Origin of the sequence: Micromonospora sp. AB353, assembly GCF_049538395.1 — a bacterium.
Classification (GTDB): Bacteria; Actinomycetota; Actinomycetes; order Mycobacteriales; family Micromonosporaceae; genus Micromonospora; species Micromonospora aurantiaca.
The window spans coordinates 47,350-61,791 of sequence record NZ_JBMVFV010000016.1 but is presented as its reverse complement, the minus strand read 5'-3'; the positions used below and the strand labels follow the sequence as shown (position 1 = coordinate 61,791).

The 14,442-nt window shown below is 72.4% G+C and carries 17 protein-coding genes; 7 read left to right on the top strand and 10 right to left on the bottom strand.

Annotated elements, in window-relative coordinates; genetic code table 11:
- The 3 genes from ACPCK6_RS10385 to ACPCK6_RS10375 all read right to left on the bottom strand — a co-directional run bounded on the left by ACPCK6_RS10385 (window position 1) and on the right by ACPCK6_RS10375 (window position 2,959).
- Window positions 1-687 (bottom strand): thymidine kinase, encoded by a 687-nt coding sequence (locus tag ACPCK6_RS10385; protein WP_423480987.1) that lies wholly within the window; start codon window positions 685-687, stop codon window positions 1-3.
- 92 nt (window positions 688-779) lie between these two features.
- Window positions 780-2,171, bottom strand: coding sequence for an MFS transporter (locus ACPCK6_RS10380; protein WP_396882969.1), 1,392 nt, complete (start codon window positions 2,169-2,171; stop codon window positions 780-782).
- Between the two features lie 20 nt (window positions 2,172-2,191).
- On the bottom strand, window positions 2,192-2,959 hold the full coding sequence (locus ACPCK6_RS10375) for a glycerophosphodiester phosphodiesterase family protein (RefSeq protein WP_396882968.1): 768 nt from the start codon (window positions 2,957-2,959) through the stop codon (window positions 2,192-2,194).
- A gap of 88 nt (window positions 2,960-3,047) precedes the next feature.
- Here ACPCK6_RS10375 and ACPCK6_RS10370 point away from each other — a divergent pair, with 88 nt between their 5' ends.
- Together ACPCK6_RS10370 and ACPCK6_RS10365 are read left to right on the top strand one after the other, a co-directional pair.
- Complete coding sequence (locus tag ACPCK6_RS10370) at window positions 3,048-3,500, top strand: helix-turn-helix domain-containing protein (RefSeq protein WP_396882967.1); 453 nt, start codon at window positions 3,048-3,050, stop codon at window positions 3,498-3,500.
- Entirely contained in the window at window positions 3,493-3,861 is a 369-nt protein-coding gene (locus tag ACPCK6_RS10365) for a DUF4180 domain-containing protein (RefSeq protein ID WP_396882966.1), read from the top strand. The genes ACPCK6_RS10370 and ACPCK6_RS10365 overlap by 8 nt, the downstream gene beginning before the upstream one ends.
- A gap of 79 nt (window positions 3,862-3,940) precedes the next feature.
- Here the strand turns inward: ACPCK6_RS10365 and ACPCK6_RS10360 are convergent, their stop codons facing one another.
- Together ACPCK6_RS10360 and ACPCK6_RS10355 are read right to left on the bottom strand one after the other, a co-directional pair.
- Window positions 3,941-4,591 carry a flavodoxin family protein gene (locus ACPCK6_RS10360; protein ID WP_396882965.1) on the bottom strand — a complete coding sequence of 217 codons (651 nt, stop codon included), beginning with the start codon at window positions 4,589-4,591 and terminating at the stop codon, window positions 3,941-3,943.
- A 62-nt stretch (window positions 4,592-4,653) separates the two neighbouring features.
- Window positions 4,654-5,421 (bottom strand): lysophospholipid acyltransferase family protein, encoded by a 768-nt coding sequence (locus tag ACPCK6_RS10355; RefSeq protein ID WP_396882964.1) that lies wholly within the window; start codon window positions 5,419-5,421, stop codon window positions 4,654-4,656.
- A 207-nt stretch (window positions 5,422-5,628) separates the two neighbouring features.
- Here ACPCK6_RS10355 and ACPCK6_RS10350 point away from each other — a divergent pair, with 207 nt between their 5' ends.
- Window positions 5,629-7,041 carry a cytochrome ubiquinol oxidase subunit I gene (locus ACPCK6_RS10350; protein WP_396882963.1) on the top strand — a complete coding sequence of 471 codons (1,413 nt, stop codon included), beginning with the start codon at window positions 5,629-5,631 and terminating at the stop codon, window positions 7,039-7,041.
- Between the two features lie 17 nt (window positions 7,042-7,058).
- Window positions 7,059-8,057 (top strand): cytochrome d ubiquinol oxidase subunit II, encoded by a 999-nt coding sequence (gene cydB, locus ACPCK6_RS10345; RefSeq protein WP_013286337.1) that lies wholly within the window; start codon window positions 7,059-7,061, stop codon window positions 8,055-8,057.
- A gap of 70 nt (window positions 8,058-8,127) precedes the next feature.
- Here the strand turns inward: cydB and ACPCK6_RS10340 are convergent, their stop codons facing one another.
- Window positions 8,128-8,814, bottom strand: coding sequence for a DUF6319 family protein (locus ACPCK6_RS10340; protein ID WP_396882960.1), 687 nt, complete (start codon window positions 8,812-8,814; stop codon window positions 8,128-8,130).
- A gap of 65 nt (window positions 8,815-8,879) precedes the next feature.
- Window positions 8,880-9,344 carry a peroxiredoxin gene (locus ACPCK6_RS10335; protein ID WP_018784320.1) on the bottom strand — a complete coding sequence of 155 codons (465 nt, stop codon included), beginning with the start codon at window positions 9,342-9,344 and terminating at the stop codon, window positions 8,880-8,882.
- A gap of 90 nt (window positions 9,345-9,434) precedes the next feature.
- Here ACPCK6_RS10335 and ACPCK6_RS10330 point away from each other — a divergent pair, with 90 nt between their 5' ends.
- Window positions 9,435-9,827 carry a YciI family protein gene (locus tag ACPCK6_RS10330; RefSeq protein WP_423480972.1) on the top strand — a complete coding sequence of 131 codons (393 nt, stop codon included), beginning with the start codon at window positions 9,435-9,437 and terminating at the stop codon, window positions 9,825-9,827.
- Between the two features lie 19 nt (window positions 9,828-9,846).
- A complete protein-coding gene (locus ACPCK6_RS10325) occupies window positions 9,847-11,067 on the top strand; it encodes an RNA polymerase sigma factor (protein ID WP_423480971.1) in 1,221 nt (406 codons plus the stop codon).
- 15 nt (window positions 11,068-11,082) lie between these two features.
- Here the strand turns inward: ACPCK6_RS10325 and ACPCK6_RS10320 are convergent, their stop codons facing one another.
- The gene (locus tag ACPCK6_RS10320; protein ID WP_423480970.1) at window positions 11,083-11,916 is read right to left on the bottom strand and encodes a patatin-like phospholipase family protein; all 834 of its coding nucleotides are present in this window, start codon (window positions 11,914-11,916) and stop codon (window positions 11,083-11,085) included.
- Window positions 11,917-11,991: 75 nt separating this feature from the next.
- On the opposite strand from ACPCK6_RS10320, the gene ACPCK6_RS10315 reads away from it, so the two are divergent.
- Complete coding sequence (locus tag ACPCK6_RS10315) at window positions 11,992-12,720, top strand: SDR family NAD(P)-dependent oxidoreductase (protein WP_423480969.1); 729 nt, start codon at window positions 11,992-11,994, stop codon at window positions 12,718-12,720.
- Between the two features lie 51 nt (window positions 12,721-12,771).
- Here the strand turns inward: ACPCK6_RS10315 and ACPCK6_RS10310 are convergent, their stop codons facing one another.
- Window positions 12,772-12,897: an MFS transporter small subunit gene (locus tag ACPCK6_RS10310; RefSeq protein WP_255533244.1), complete on the bottom strand. Its 126-nt coding sequence runs from the start codon at window positions 12,895-12,897 to the stop codon at window positions 12,772-12,774.
- Window positions 12,894-14,303 carry an OFA family MFS transporter gene (locus tag ACPCK6_RS10305; RefSeq protein WP_423480968.1) on the bottom strand — a complete coding sequence of 470 codons (1,410 nt, stop codon included), beginning with the start codon at window positions 14,301-14,303 and terminating at the stop codon, window positions 12,894-12,896. The genes ACPCK6_RS10310 and ACPCK6_RS10305 overlap by 4 nt, the downstream gene beginning before the upstream one ends.
- Window positions 14,304-14,442: the final 139 nt, after the last annotated feature.

Here is a 14,442-nt window from a genome sequence, read left to right as displayed (position 1 = left end):
TCAGCCGCGCGGGCCGAGGTCGCCGGAGCGGTAGTGGCGGCGGCACAGCACCTGGTAGCGCACGTCGGCGGTGTCGACCGTGTCGCCGATGACGACCTGCGCGCCCTCGCGCACCACCCGGCCGTCGACCACGCGGGCGTTGAGCAGCCCTTCCCGGCCGCACCAGCAGAGCACCTCGACCTGGATGCGGGCCACCTCGTCGGCCAGCTCGAACAGCCGCTGCGCGGCCGGGAACAGGCAGGAGCGGAAGTCGGTGGCCAGGCCGAAGGCGTAGACGTCGACGTCGAACCGGTCGACCAGCTCGGCCATCTGCTCGATGTGTTCGAGGTTGTAGAACGACGCCTCGTCGCAGATCAGGTAGTCGACGCGTACCCCCTCGGCCCACGCGTCGCGGACCAGGGCGCGCAGGTCGAGGTCGTCGGTGACCTCGACGGCCTCGTGGGCCAGGCCGATGCGGGTGGTGACCTGCGGGCCCAGTGAGCGGTCGATGCGGGTGGTGACCAGGCCGCGGCGGCCCTGCCGGGCGTGGTTGTGGTTCATCTGCAACGCCATGGTGGACTTGCCGCAGTCCATCGGCCCCCAGAAGAACTTCAGCGCGGCGGCGTGCAACGGCCGGCCGTCGACGCCGCGGGCGGCGGCGCAGCCGACGGCCCGGTCGTCGCCGGGCCCCGGCAGGGGGCGGGCCAGGCAGGTCTGGGCGGCGTCGTCTGTCACGTCGGGGCAGCCTAGTCCATCGACACCACCCGATCAGGCCCCCGATGATCGGGTGGCACGGCGGGTCAGAGCACCCGGGGCGGGGTGTTCCCGGCGGCGATGATGGCCCGGCGCATCGGCACGGCGGCCAGCAGCGCGAAGCCGACCACGAAGAAGATCAGCAGCGACACCAGGCCCACCCGGTACGACGAGGTCAGCTGGAAGACCAGCCCGAACGCCAGCGGGCCGAGCCAGCTGGTGCCCTTGTCGCTGATCTCGTAGAAGCCGTAGTACTCGCCCTCCTTGCCGGCCGGGATGAGCTGGCTGAACAGCGATCGGCTCAGCGCCTGGCTGCCGCCGAGCACCAGGCCGATGCAGCCGCCGAGGATCATGAACGGTACGGGCGCCTCGGCGGGCAGCCGGAACGCGGCGATGATCACACCGGTCCAGAGCACCAGTGACAGCAGCACGGTCTTCCAGGCGCCGATGCGCTTGGCGAGCGCGCCGAGGGCGAGCGCGCCGCCGAAGGCGAGGAACTGCACCAGCAGGATGGTCACGATCAGGGTGCTCTGCTCCAGCCGCAGTTCCTCGGTGCCGTACTGGCTGGCCAGGGTGATGACGGTCTGGATGCCATCGTTGAAGACCAGGAACGCGAGCAGGAAGAACAGCGTCAGCGGGTACGTCTTCAGTTCCCGCAGGGTGCGCCCGAGCTGCCGGAACCCGTCGGTGAGCACGTTGCCGCCCGCCTGCAGGGCGGCGGCGGTGGGGTGCTCGCGCAGCCAGCGCAGCGGGACCAGGGTGAACGCGGCCCACCACACCCCTGCCGACACGATCGACCAGCGGGCCAGGTCCAGCGTGCGCTGGGCGTTGCCCTCCTCGCTGAGCATGGTGACCGCGACCAGGTTCAGCGCGAGCAGCAGGCCGCCGCCGAGGTAGCCGATGGCCCAGCCGCGGCTGGAGATGCCGTCGCGCTCGTCCGGGCCGCCGAGTTGCGGCAGGAACGAGTTGTAGACGACCACGGCGGCGCCGAAGGAGATGTTCGCGATCAGGAACAGCGCGCCGCCGAGCAGGTAGCGCTCGCCGGTGACGAACGCGAACGCGATGGTCGCGCCGGCGCCGGTGAACGCCGCGGCGGCGAGCAGCCGCTTCTTGTGCGCCGACCGGTCGGCGATCGCGCCGACCACCGGCAGCACGAACACGGTGAGGAAGACCGACAGCGAGATCAGGTACGGGTAGAACGAGCCGGCGGCGACCTTGATGCCCAGCGGGTACACCGCGCCGTCGCAGCTGTCCGCGCCCAGCTCGCAACCGGCGGCGAGTTCGGTGACCGTGGTGAGGAAGGGCCCGAGGAAGACCGTGATGACCGTGGTCTGGAACGCGGAGTTCGCCCAGTCGTAGAAGTACCAGCCGGTGCGCTCGCGGCGGGTGCTGCCCGGTCCGGCGGGGTCGGCGACGGCGGGGGTGACCGTATCGGCCATCGGGGGTCGTCCTCGGGGGCTCAGGCGGCCCAGTGGCCGCGACTGCGATAGACGTCACGGAGCACGCTGACGTGATCGGTCATGATGCCATCCACACCAAGATCAAGTAAGTGGTGCATCTGGGCGGGATCGTCGATCGTCCAGACGTGCACCTGCAACCCGATCCGGTGGCAGTACGCGAGGAACCGCCGGTCGGCCACCGGCACCCGTCCGAAGGCGACGGGCACCTGCGCGGCCACCACCGACGGGGGCAGCCGTAGCGGCCGTCCGTGCAGCGAGGCCAGCCGCAGCCGGGCCACGCCGCGCATGCCGAGGCTGGTGGCGACCTTCGGCCCGGCCAGCGCCCGCAGCCGGGCGAGCCGGGCGTCGCTGAACGAGGCGAGCAGCACCCGCTCGCCGGCGCCGGCCCGGGTGACCGTGGAGACGGTGGGCGCCACGCCGCCGTCGGACTTCACGTCGATGTTGAACCGCACCCGCGGCCAGGCGCCGAGCACGTCGTCCAGTCGGGGCACCAGGGCGGCGCCGCCGACGCGCACCGAGGACAGGTCGGCCCAGCGCAGGTCCGCGATGCGTCCCGGTTCCCCGGTGACGCGGCGCAGCGTCGGGTCGTGGAAGACCACGGGTACGCCGTCCGCGGTGGCGTGCACGTCGGTCTCCACGTACCGGTAACCCAGGGCGACGGCACGGGCGAACGCGGCGGCGGTGTTCTCGTCGCCGTCGGCCGCGCCGCCACGGTGGGCGAACGCCAGCGGCCCGGGCGCGTCGAGGTAGCCGTGACGGGGCTGCACGCGGGCAGTATGCCCGGCCCGGGTGGCGCGCACATGGCCGGGCGGTGAAATTACCTATCGTTCCCTATCTTCGCTAAAGTAGGGTGCGATGAGTAATGACATGTACTCGGTGGAGCAGGTTGCTGACCTGCTCGGCCTGCACGTGCGCACGGTGCGCGGCTACATCCGCTCGGGGCGGCTGCGGGCCACGCGGATCGGCAAGCAGTACCGGATCGCCCGCGCGGACCTGGACGCGCTGACCGGCCGGCCCGCAGCCGCCGCCTCGGCACCGGGGGCGGAGGTGTCCAGCGTCGTGCGTCTCGACGGCGTCGACCGGGCCGCCGTCGACCGGCTCGCCACGCTGGTGCTCGCCGGCGTGAACACCCACCACGACCCGGACCGCCCGCTGCGGGTGCAGACGGTCCACGACGAGGAGCGGCACCGCATGACCATCGTGATCCTGGGCGATCTCACCGCCACCGCCGACCTGCTGCGCCTGCTCGACGGGGTGCTCGACGGCGGCAACGGCCTGCTCGGCGGCGGGGAGCGCGGCCGTGACTGACCAGATGCAGGAGCGCGCCGGCGTACCGGTGCTGGTCTGCGACCCGGACGGCCCGCCGATCGCCACCGAGGCCGACGCGCTGGATCTGATCGGCGCGGCGTTCCTCGGCGCGACAGTGGTGGCGGTGCCGGCCGAGCGGCTCGACCCCGGCTTCTTCACGCTCGGCACGCGCTTCGCCGGCGAGGTGATGCAGAAGTTCGTCAACTACCGGCTGCGCCTGGCGATCGTCGGTGACATCTCCGCGCACCTGGAGCGCAGTGGCGCGCTGCGCGCGCTGGTGGCCGAGTCGAACCGGCACGACCAGGTGTGGTTCGTGCCGGACCTGGCCGCCCTCGACGAACGCCTGCGCGCCACCCCCTGACCCACCCGGCCCGCCCTCGCCTCGCTGATGGTGCACTTGCGGCCCTCGCCGGCCAGCCGGAGCGGGTAGGGGCGTCGGGTCAGCCGGGCCGGCTGCTGGGGCCGGTGGCCGCGTTGCGGCTTCCGGGGGGCGGGTAGGGGCTCTCCGCGAGCAGTCGGGCCAGGTGGGCGCTGTTGAGCGCCAGCGCGGCGGTGGTGCGGCCGGTCGTGTCGGGCTTGGGGCGGGCGTCGATGTAGTCGGTCTTGTGCAGCGCCTCCCCGACCCAGTAGGTGGCCCCGGCGGCCGGGCAGGTGAACCCCACCTCGTTGAGGGCCTGCTGCACCTCGGCGATGGTGTGGTGCGCGCCGTCCTCGTTGCCGACCACTGCCACCCCGCCGACCTTGCCGTAGGTGCACAGGCGGCCCTGGTCGTCGGTCTCGGACAGCTCGGCGTCCAACCGTTCGAGGACCATCTTGGTCACCGACGAGGGCTGACCGAGCCAGATCGGCGTGGCGATGATCAGGATCTGGGCGGCGAGCAGCTTGGCGCGGATGGCGGGCCAGCCGTCGCCGTCGCCCTCGTCGACGGAGACCCCGAAGCGCACGTCGTGGTCGACCACCCGGACGATCTCGCCGTCGACGCCCTGCTCGGCCAGCGCGTCGAGCACCTCCTGGCCGAGCACCTGTGAACTGGACGTCGCCGGGGAGCGCTTCAGGGTGCAGTTGAGAACGAGTGCTCGAACAGCGGTCATGACCGGGTCCTCTCCGCGTACGGGATGCGCGGCTTGATACCCGCCACCGCGCCCGGGATGCCTCAGCCGGTACGGCGGCGGTGCGCGCGGCTGTCGTCCACCGGGCGGCCGGGGTCGACGTGCCGGGGCCGATCGGGCTCGTCGGGACGCAGCGGCACGAGGTCTTCGGTGATCGCGTCGATGATCCGGTCGGTGGCCTGCCGGGCCGCGCCGGGGGAGCCCGGCCGCAGGTCGTCCAGCGGCACCGGCGCGCCGAAGTGCACCCGGATGGCGGGCCGGCGGAGGACCGCCCGGGCCACCGCGCCCAGCATCCCCTTGGGTGCCCGGTAGGGCAGCACCTCGTGCGAGCCCCACTGGGCGACCGGTACGACGGCGGCGCCGCTGGCGAAGGCGAGCCGGGCCGTGCCGGTCTTGCCCCGCTCGGGCCACATGCCGGGGTCGAGCCCGATACGTCCCTCGGGGTAGACGAGCACCACCGAACCGCCGGCCACCGCGTGGGCGGCGACCTCCAGCGAGCGGTGCACCGCGGCGGTGCCCCGGTCGACGCGGATGTGCCCGGCGCGGCGCATCAGCGAGCCGATCAGCGGGGCGCGGAACAGGCCGCCGGTGGCCATGATCCGGGGCGCGACACGCCGGACCCGGCAGGCGGCGGCGAGCACCACGGGGTCGAACGGGCTGATGTGGTTGGCGGCCAGGACCAGCGGGCCGTGGCGCAGCGCTTCGGGCACGTCGCCGGTGACCTCCAGCCGGCCGACCAGCCCGACGACGGCGCGGGCGAGCGTCTGCGCGCCCCGCCACAGCAGCGGCGCACGCCAGGGGATGCTGTTCATCAGTGCTGGATGGTCCCACGTGCGGGCACGGCGGGGGGAGCCGGTGGGGTCCTCCGGCAAGGGTGATCCCGGGACCGCAGGTCCTCCGGCAAGGGTGATCAGGGTCATTGGTCCCGGGCCGGGTGGGGACCTGCGGCCCTGCTGCTTTCGCTACGACGCCGAGTAGTATCTACTACGTCTCGTAGTATGCGCAGCTGGGGGTTTCAGGTGGACGCGTTGGACGTCGCCCGCTGGCAGTTCGGTGTCACCACCGTCTACCACTTCTTGTTCGTACCGTTGACCATCGGCCTGTCCGTGCTGGTGGCGATCCTCCAGACCATGTGGCACCGCACCGGCAACGAGCGGTACCTCAAACTCACCAAGTTCTACGGCAAGCTCTTTCTGATCAACTTCGCGATGGGTGTGGTCACCGGCATCGTGCAGGAGTTCCAGTTCGGCATGAACTGGAGTGACTACTCCCGCTTCGTCGGTGACATCTTCGGTGCGCCGCTGGCCATCGAGGCCCTGGTGGCGTTCTTCCTGGAGTCCACGTTCATCGGGCTGTGGATCTTCGGCTGGGACCGGCTGCCCAAACGCCTGCACCTGGCCGCGATCTGGGCCGCCGCGATCGGCACCAACCTGTCGGCGTACTTCATCCTCGCCGCGAACTCGTTCATGCAGAACCCGGTCGGCTTCCGGATCAACCCGGACAGCGGCCGCGCCGAGCTGACGGACTTCGTCGCCGTGCTCACCAACAAGGTCGCCCTGGTCACCTTCCCGCACACCCTGGCCGGCGCTTTCCTGGTCGCCGGGTCGCTGATGGTCACCGTCGGCCTGTGGCACGTGATGCGCAACCGCGACAGCGCCGACACCGGCGCGTACCGCTTCGCCACCAAGCTCGGTTCCTGGGTCGTCCTGATCTCCTCGGCGCTGGTCATCCTCACCGGCGACATCCAGGGCAAGATCATGACCGAGGTGCAGCCGATGAAGATGGCCGCTGCCGAGGGCCTCTACACCACCGAGAGCCCCGCCTCGTTCTCCGTGCTCACCGTCGGCAGCCTCGACGGCAGCCGCGAGCTGTTCGCCGTCAAGATCCCGTACCTGCTGTCGTTCCTCGGCACCGGCGACCCCAACGGCACCGTGCAGGGCATCAACGACCTCCAGGCCCAGTACGCCAGCCAGTACGGCCCCGGCAACTACGCCCCGATCATCCCGGTCACCTACTGGAGCTTCCGCTTCATGATCGGCTTCGGGCTGGCCGCCGCCGCGATCGCGCTGCTGGTGCTGTGGAGCCAGCGCAAGGGCCGCACCCCCACCAGCAAGTGGCTGCTGCGCGCCGGCCTGGTCATGCCGGTGCTGCCGCTGCTCGCCAACTCCTTCGGCTGGATCTTCACCGAGATGGGCCGCCAGCCCTGGATCGTCTTCGGCGAGATGCTCACCCGTGACGGCGTGTCCCGCAGCGTCTCCCTGACCGAGGTGCTCACCTCGTTCACCGCGTTCACCCTCATCTACGCCGTCCTCGCGGTGGTCGAGTTCAAACTGCTGGTCCGCTACGCCCGCGCCGGCGTACCGGACGTCACCCCGCAGACCGACGACGACGACACCGACGACGCCGAGCGCCCGCTGGCGTTCGCCTACTGACACCCCGGAGCCCCACCGTGGAACTGACGACCGTCTGGTTTCTCCTCGTAGCCGTGCTCTTCACCGGCTACTTCATCCTCGAAGGCTTCGACTTCGGCGTCGGGATGCTGCTGCCGGTGCTCGGCCGCGACGACCGGCAACGCCGCGTCCTGATCAACACCATCGGCCCGGTCTGGGACGGCAACGAGGTGTGGCTGATCACCGCCGGCGGCGCCATGTTCGCCGCCTTCCCCGAGTGGTACGCCACCCTGTTCTCCGGCTTCTACCTGCCGCTGCTGCTCATCCTGCTGGCCCTGATCGCCCGCGGCGTCGCCTTCGAGTACCGCCACAAGCGGCCCGAGGCGTCCTGGAAACGCCGCTGGGACCAGGCCATCTTCTGGGGCTCGGCGATCCCGGCCGTGCTGTGGGGCGTGGCGTTCGCCAACATCTTCCGCGGCGTGCCGCTGGACGCCGACCACGAGTACGTCGGTGGCCTGCTCGACCTGCTCAACCCGTACGCGCTGCTCGGCGGCCTGACCACGCTGGGGCTGTTCCTCACCCACGGCGCGGTGTTCCTGGCGCTCAAGACCACCGGTGACATCCGGGAACGCGCCGGCGCCCTCGCCGTCAAGCTCGGCGTCGGCACCGCCGTCGCGGCCGTGGCGTTCCTGAGCTGGTCGCTGAGCATCCGCTCCAGCGCCGCCGCCGTCGTGCTCGCCGTCGGCGCCGCCCTCGCCCTGCTCGGCGGTCTGGCCGCGGCCAAGGTACGCCGGGAGGGCTGGGCGTTCACCGGCACCGCCGTGGCGATCGCGCTGGCCGTGGCGACGCTGTTCGCCGCGCTGTTCCCGAACGTGATGCCGTCCACCCTCGACGCGGCCGGCACGCTCACCGCCACCAACGCCGCGTCCACCCCGTACACCTTGAAGATCATGACCTGGGTGGCTGTGGTGTTCACGCCGATCGTGCTCGCGTACCAGGGTTGGACGTACTGGGTGTTCCGCCGCCGGATCGGGGTACAGAACATCCCGCAACACTGATCGACCTGTGGGCGCAGGGGCGCGGGGCCGGTGCGAGGGGGTCGCACCGGCCCCGCGGGGCGTTGCGGGGTCAGCGCGCCTCGCGCAGCTCCGCCAGCCGCGCCTCGATCTCGGCCAGCTCGGCACGCAGCTTCTCCGCCTGCTGCTCGGCCTCGGCCCGCTCCGCAGCCAGGATCTGCTCCACCGCCTCCTGCACCCCCGGCACGTCGACGAGCGCCACCATCCGCAGCGCCTCGGCCGGCTTCACCACGTACGGCCGGGCCAGCGCCTTCGTGCCCTGCTGCGCGGCCACCGTCCACTCACCGTCGGCGTACGCGAGCGTCACGGTCAGCCCCGGCGGGGTCTTCGGCTTCGCGGCCTTCACCGCCCGCTTCGCCGGCTTCGGCTCCGACTGCGGCTGCTCGGTCTTCGGCTCCTCCCGCCGCGGCGCCGGCACCCGCGGGGTGTCCAGCACGAACTCCGGCTCCGGCGCGGCCGGCGGCTGCTCCGGTTCCGGCTTCGCCTCGGCGGCCGGACGCCGCCCGGCACCCTTCGGGGCGATCGCCACGTCGGCGGGGGAGAAGGGCAGCTCGTCGCGGCCGAACCGCACCACCACGAACTCCTCCGACGCCGCCGGGTCGGTCAGCTCCACCACCTGCCCGAGCTGCCCGGCCATCTGCCCGGCCGCCTCGGTGAACACCACCCGGGGCTTGCGGCCCGCCGCAAGGGCCTCCCGGATTCCCTGAATCTCGTCAGTGGACAAACCCTGACCCGCCATCACGCCCTCTTCCGTACACCTGTTTGACGCAGCCTTGATACCAGCCGGCTGCGACACCGCGATGATCAGCCCCCGAGGGCCCGCAGCGCCGCGTCGGCGTGCTCGTTCATGCTCAGCTCGCTGTGCACCACCGCGAGTACCCGCCGGTCCGTGCCGATCACGAACGTCATCCGCCGCGTGCTCAGCGCGCCCAGCGGCAACCGCCGCCGCACCCCGAACGCCCGCGCGACCTCGCCGTCGACGTCGGACAGCAGCGGATAGTCGAACCCGTGCCGGCGGGAGAACTCCGCCTGCCGCTGCACCGGATCCCGGCTGATCCCCACCCGAGACGCGCCCACCGCCGCGAACTCCGCCGCCAGATCCCGGAAGTGGCAGCTCTGTGCCGTGCAGCCCCGCGTCATCGCCGCCGGGTAGAAGAACAGCACCACCGGACCGGCGGCCAGGAACTCCGACAGCCGCCGTGGCGTGCCCGTCTCGTCCGGCAGCGTGAAATCCTCGACCAGGTCACCGACACCCACCGCGTCACTCATGACGCGAGGATATGTAGACATCGGCGATCCCGCTCCGTCGTACCCGGCGAGCGGCGGGGAGGCACCGCCGCACGACGCGAAGGACCGACAGTGAAGTACGTGATCATGATCCACTCCAACCCGGAGCCGTGGGGCCACCCCACCTCCGAATACCTCGCCGCCCACCAGGAACTGCCCGCCGAGGTACGCGAACGGCTCAACGCCGACTTCGAGCAGGTGATGACCGAGCTGCACGCCAACGGTGAGCTGGTCGTCGGGGAGGCGCTCGCCGACCCCCGCACCGCCCGGCTCTACCGGTGGCGCGACGGCACGCCGCTGGTGACCGACGGCCCGTACTCCGAGGCCAAGGAACACCTCGCCGGTTTCTTCCTCATCGACGTCGAGGACCTCGCCCGCGCCGAGGCCGTCGCCGCGACGTTCGCCGGCCCGGGGGAGACCGTCGAGCTGCGGCCCCTGATGTGGCCGGGCGGGTCCGATCAGTAACGCCCTGCCCCTCGCGGACGTGTGGCGCCGGGAGGCGCCGCACGTCCGCGCCGCGCTGCTGCGCCGCTACGGGCAACCCGACGCCTGCGAGGACGCCCTCCAGGACGCGGCGGAGGTGGCCGCCGCACGCTGGCCGCTCACCGGTGTGCCCGGCGAACCACGGGCCTGGCTCATCCGGGTCGCCTCGCGACGGCTGATCGACCGGATGCGCGCCGACGAGGCCCGTGCCCGCCGCGAGCGGCTCGACGCGGTCCGGCAACCCGGCGCAGGCCGCGTACCGCCCGTCGACGACACCCCCGTGACCGGGGACGACGACACGCTCCGGCTGCTGTTCCTGTGCTGCCACCCGGCGCTGAGCCGCCCCTCCCAGGTCGCGCTGACCCTGCGCGCGGTCGCGGGACTGCGCGTGGAGCAGATCGCCGCCGCCTACCTGGTACCGGCCCGGACCATGACGCAGCGGCTGAGCCGGGCCCGCGCGACGCTGCGCGAGGCGGACGCCCGGTTCACCATGCCGCCGCCGGACGCGCTGCCCGACCGGGTAGCCGCCGTGCTGGACGTGTGCCACCTGGTGTTCAGCGAGGGCTACACCCGCACCTCCGGTGACCAGCTCGTCGACGTGGAACTCGCCGAGGAGGCGATCCGGCTCACCCGGCAGGTCCACGCCGCGCTGCCCGGCCACCACGAGGTCACCGGCGCGCTGGCGCTGATGCTGCTCACCCACGCCCGATCGCCGGCCCGCACCGACGCCGCCGGTGACCTCGTACCGCTGGCCGGCCAGGACCGCTCCCGCTGGCGCGGCGACCTCATCGACGAGGGCGTCACGCTGCTCGGCCGGGCCCTGCCCCACGGCCCGGTGGGCCGCTACCAGCTCCAGGCGGCCATCGCCGCCGTCCACGCCGAGGCGCCGGCCTTCCCGGACACCGACTGGCTGCAGATCAGCGTCCTCTACGACATGCTGAGCCGGGTCGCCCCCAGCCCGTTCGTCACGCTCAACCAGGCCGTCGCGGTGGCCATGGCGCACGGCCCCGCCGTCGGGCTGGCCCTGCTCGACCCGCTGCTGGCCGACCCGGCGATGCGCGGCCACCACCGGTTGCACGCCGTCCGCGCGCACCTGCTGGAACTCCACGGCGACCCGCAGGCCGCCGCCGAGCACTACCGGCTGGCCGCCCGGCTCACCGGCAGCCTGCCCGAACAGCGCTACCTCAACCGGCGCCTGGCGCGCCTGACCGGCGTCTCCTGATCCGTGCGGCGGCGGTCACCGCCACACCGCCGCCACCTCGTCGGCCACCGCGTCGGCCTGGGCGAACCCGGCCCGCGCCGACGCCGCCCGCCGCGCCGGGTCCAGCACGTTGCGGCCGATCGCCGTCCGCGCCGCCCGGTCCGGCGACACCACCGCCACCCGCGCTCCCGCCTCCCGCAACGCCGCCACCTGCGCCGACAGCCGAGGCATCGGCCCCACCGCCGCGCGCGTCGGCGCCAGCACCACCACCTGCCCGCACCCGGCCGCCAGGTCCGCGTTCACCGGCGAGCGGACCCCGCCGTCGACGTAGCGCCGCCCGCCGACTGTCACCGGCGGCCACACCCCCGGTACCGCGCAACTCGCGCCGACCGCGTCCACCAGCGGCACCCCGCTGTCCGCGTCGAACACCACGAACTCACCGGAGGCCGCGTCCACGGCGGTGACCAGCAGCCGCGCCGCCGGCCACTCCGGCGACGGCAACCGCGCCGCGATCACCGCCCGCCGTGACTGCTCCGACGGGGTACGCGCCGACAACGCCATCGCGCCGATACGTGCCCGGGCCCGCGCCGCGTCCCGGCCCCGCCCACCGGCCCACGCCCAGCGCAACAGCACACCCGTACCGAGCCGCGCCGGCACCTCCTCGCGGGGCGGCCGCAGCTGCGCCTCGTACATCTCCGCCAGGGGCGTACCCGAACGCACCTGCGCCCCGACCACCGACCCGGCCGACGTACCCACCACCAGATCCGCCTCGTCCAGCGGCAGGCCGTGCCCGGCCAGCCCGGCCAGCAGACCCAGCTCCCAGGCCACCCCGGTCACCCCGCCGCCACCCAGCACCAACGCGCGCCCCATGTGACAGTCCTCTCCACCCCGGATGGTCCCGCCCACGGTAACGTCGCCCCCACCGCACGACAGGGGAGAAGGGCATTGACCTCCGTCACCATCGTCACCGGGGGAGGACGCGGCATCGGCGCGGCCACCGCCCGACGGCTCGCCGCCGACGGCCATGACCTGGTCATCGGCTACCGCGCCGACCACACCGCCGCCGATGCGGTGGCCGCCGACGTGCGCGCCGCCAGCCGCCGCGCGGTCACCGTCGCCGCCGACACCACCGACCCCGACCAGGTACGCCGCATCTTCGACGCCGCCGACCGGCTCGGCCCGCTCACCGGCCTGGTCAACAACGCCGGCGTCACCAGCCCGATCGGCCCGTTCACCGACCTGCGCGTCGACGACCTGCGCGAGGTCGTCGACGTCAACCTCATCGGGTACGTGCTGTGCGCCCAGCAGGCGGCCCGCCGGCTCACCCGCGGCGGCGCCATCGTCAACGTCTCCTCCGTGGCCGCCACACTCGGCTCACCCGGCGAGTACGTCCACTACGCCGCCGTCAAGGCCGCCACCGACACCCTCACCGTCGGGCTCGCGAAGGAACTCGCGCCGCACGGCGTCCGCGTCAACGCCGTCGCCCCCGGCATCATCCGCACCACCATCCACGCCCGCTCCGGCGCACCCGACCGCCCCGACACCGCCGCGAGCCGGATCCCGATGGGCCGCGCAGGCGAACCCGAGGAGGTCGCCGGCGCGATCGCGTACCTGCTCGGCCCGGACGCCTCGTACACCACGGGTGCGGTCCTGCGCGTCGGCGGCGGTCTCTGACCCGGCGGCGGCCCGGGGGATCCCCACCCCCGGGCCGCCGCGCCGCGTCTCCTACCGGGTGAACAGCTTCGCCGCCGTGATCAGCGTCTGCACCACCCCGTAGCCCAGCAGCACCGACACCACAAGCCACGACACCACCAGGCGGACCTGCTGCCCGCCTCCGCTGCGCTCGTTCACGATCCGCTCCTCTCCGTGGTCCCCTGCACCGACTCGTCCCGCCCCGACGCGGGCTCGTGGTAGCGCTGCGGCACCGGCCGCACCAGCAGGTTCGCCACCAGACCCACCGCCAGCACCCCGACCATCGTGAACAACGCCGGCCGGTACGCCGCCGCCGTCAGCGTGCCCGGCTCGCCCTGCGCGTCGAGGAACGCGTTGACGATCAGCGGCCCGGCCACGCCCGCCGCCGACCACGCGGTCAGCAACCGGCCGTGGATCGCACCCACCTCGAACGTGCCGAACATGTCCCGCAGGTACGCCGGAACGGTCGCGAACCCGCCACCGTAGAACGACAGGATCACGGCCGCCAGCAGCACGAACAACGCCGTCGAGGTCTGCCCCACCAGCGCCAGCAGCAGATACAGCACCATGCCCACACCCAGGTACACCACGTAGATCGGCTTCCGGCCGATCACGTCCGACGTGGACGACCACACGAACCGGCCCGCCATGTTGAACAGCGACAGCACTCCCACGAACCCGCCTGCGGCCGCCACCGACACCGCCGAGGTGCCGTTGTCGCGGAAGAAGTCCTGGATCATCGGGCTGGCCTGCTCCAGGATGCCGATACCCGCCGTCACGTTGCAGAACAACACCACCCACAGCAGCCAGAACGACCGCGTCCTCACCGCGTTCGCCGCCGACACGTTCGCCGTCGTCACCAGCGGCTTCTCCGTCACCTTCGCCGGGTCGAACCCGGCCGGCCGCCAGTCCGGCGCCGGCACCCGCACGTTGAACACCCCGAACATCATGATCACGAAGTAGCCGACGCCGAGCGTCACGAACAACCACACCAGCGCCGACCCCGACGCCGTGGAACCGCTGTTCGCCGGGTCGTACCCCGGGTCGAAGAACGACAGCAGCTGCCGGGACAGGGGAGAGGCCACCATCGCCCCACCACCGAACCCCATGATCGCCAGACCGGTCGCCAGACCGGGCCGGTCCGGGAACCACTTGATCAACGTGGAGACGGGGGAGATGTACCCGATCCCCAGACCGATCCCGCCCAGCACCCCGTACCCCAGATACAGCAACCACAACTGCCCGGTCGCGATACCCAGCGCCCCCACCAGGAACCCCGCCGCCCAGAAACACGCCGAGACGAACATCGCCTTACGCGGCCCGTTCGCCTCCACCCACGTACCGGCCACCGCGGCCGACAACCCCAGCATCACGATCGCGATGCTGAAGATCACCCCGATCGCCGTCTGACCGGTGTCGAAATGCGCGATCAGGGAGTTCTTGTACACGCTCGTGGCGTAGACCTGCCCGATACACAGATGGATCGCCAGCGCCGCCGGAGGAATCAGCCAGCGGCTGTACCCCGGCGGCGCGACGGTGTGCCGACGATCGAGTGCGGAAAGCATCAGCGCTTCCTCCGTCCAGATGGCGAGAACACCCCGGTTCATGCCCCCACCCCACGCTGCGCCCAAACCCGCCACGCGCCCGGCGGTCGAAACCCTGAGCCGAACGGTCAACCCCGCCCCGGCCCGTCATCACCCCACC

Coding starts and splice junctions, on each gene's coding strand:
- ACPCK6_RS10305 (WP_423480968.1), bottom strand. CDS start 14,303: ATGCTTTCCGCACTCGATCGTCGGCACACCGTCGCGCCGCCGGGGTAC.
- ACPCK6_RS10380 (WP_396882969.1), bottom strand. CDS start 2,171: ATGGCCGATACGGTCACCCCCGCCGTCGCCGACCCCGCCGGACCGGGC.
- ACPCK6_RS10360 (WP_396882965.1), bottom strand. CDS start 4,591: ATGACCGCTGTTCGAGCACTCGTTCTCAACTGCACCCTGAAGCGCTCC.
- ACPCK6_RS10370 (WP_396882967.1), top strand. CDS start 3,048: ATGAGTAATGACATGTACTCGGTGGAGCAGGTTGCTGACCTGCTCGGC.
- ACPCK6_RS10340 (WP_396882960.1), bottom strand. CDS start 8,814: ATGGCGGGTCAGGGTTTGTCCACTGACGAGATTCAGGGAATCCGGGAG.
- ACPCK6_RS10335 (WP_018784320.1), bottom strand. CDS start 9,344: ATGAGTGACGCGGTGGGTGTCGGTGACCTGGTCGAGGATTTCACGCTG.
- ACPCK6_RS10355 (WP_396882964.1), bottom strand. CDS start 5,421: ATGAACAGCATCCCCTGGCGTGCGCCGCTGCTGTGGCGGGGCGCGCAG.
- ACPCK6_RS10320 (WP_423480970.1), bottom strand. CDS start 11,916: ATGGGGCGCGCGTTGGTGCTGGGTGGCGGCGGGGTGACCGGGGTGGCC.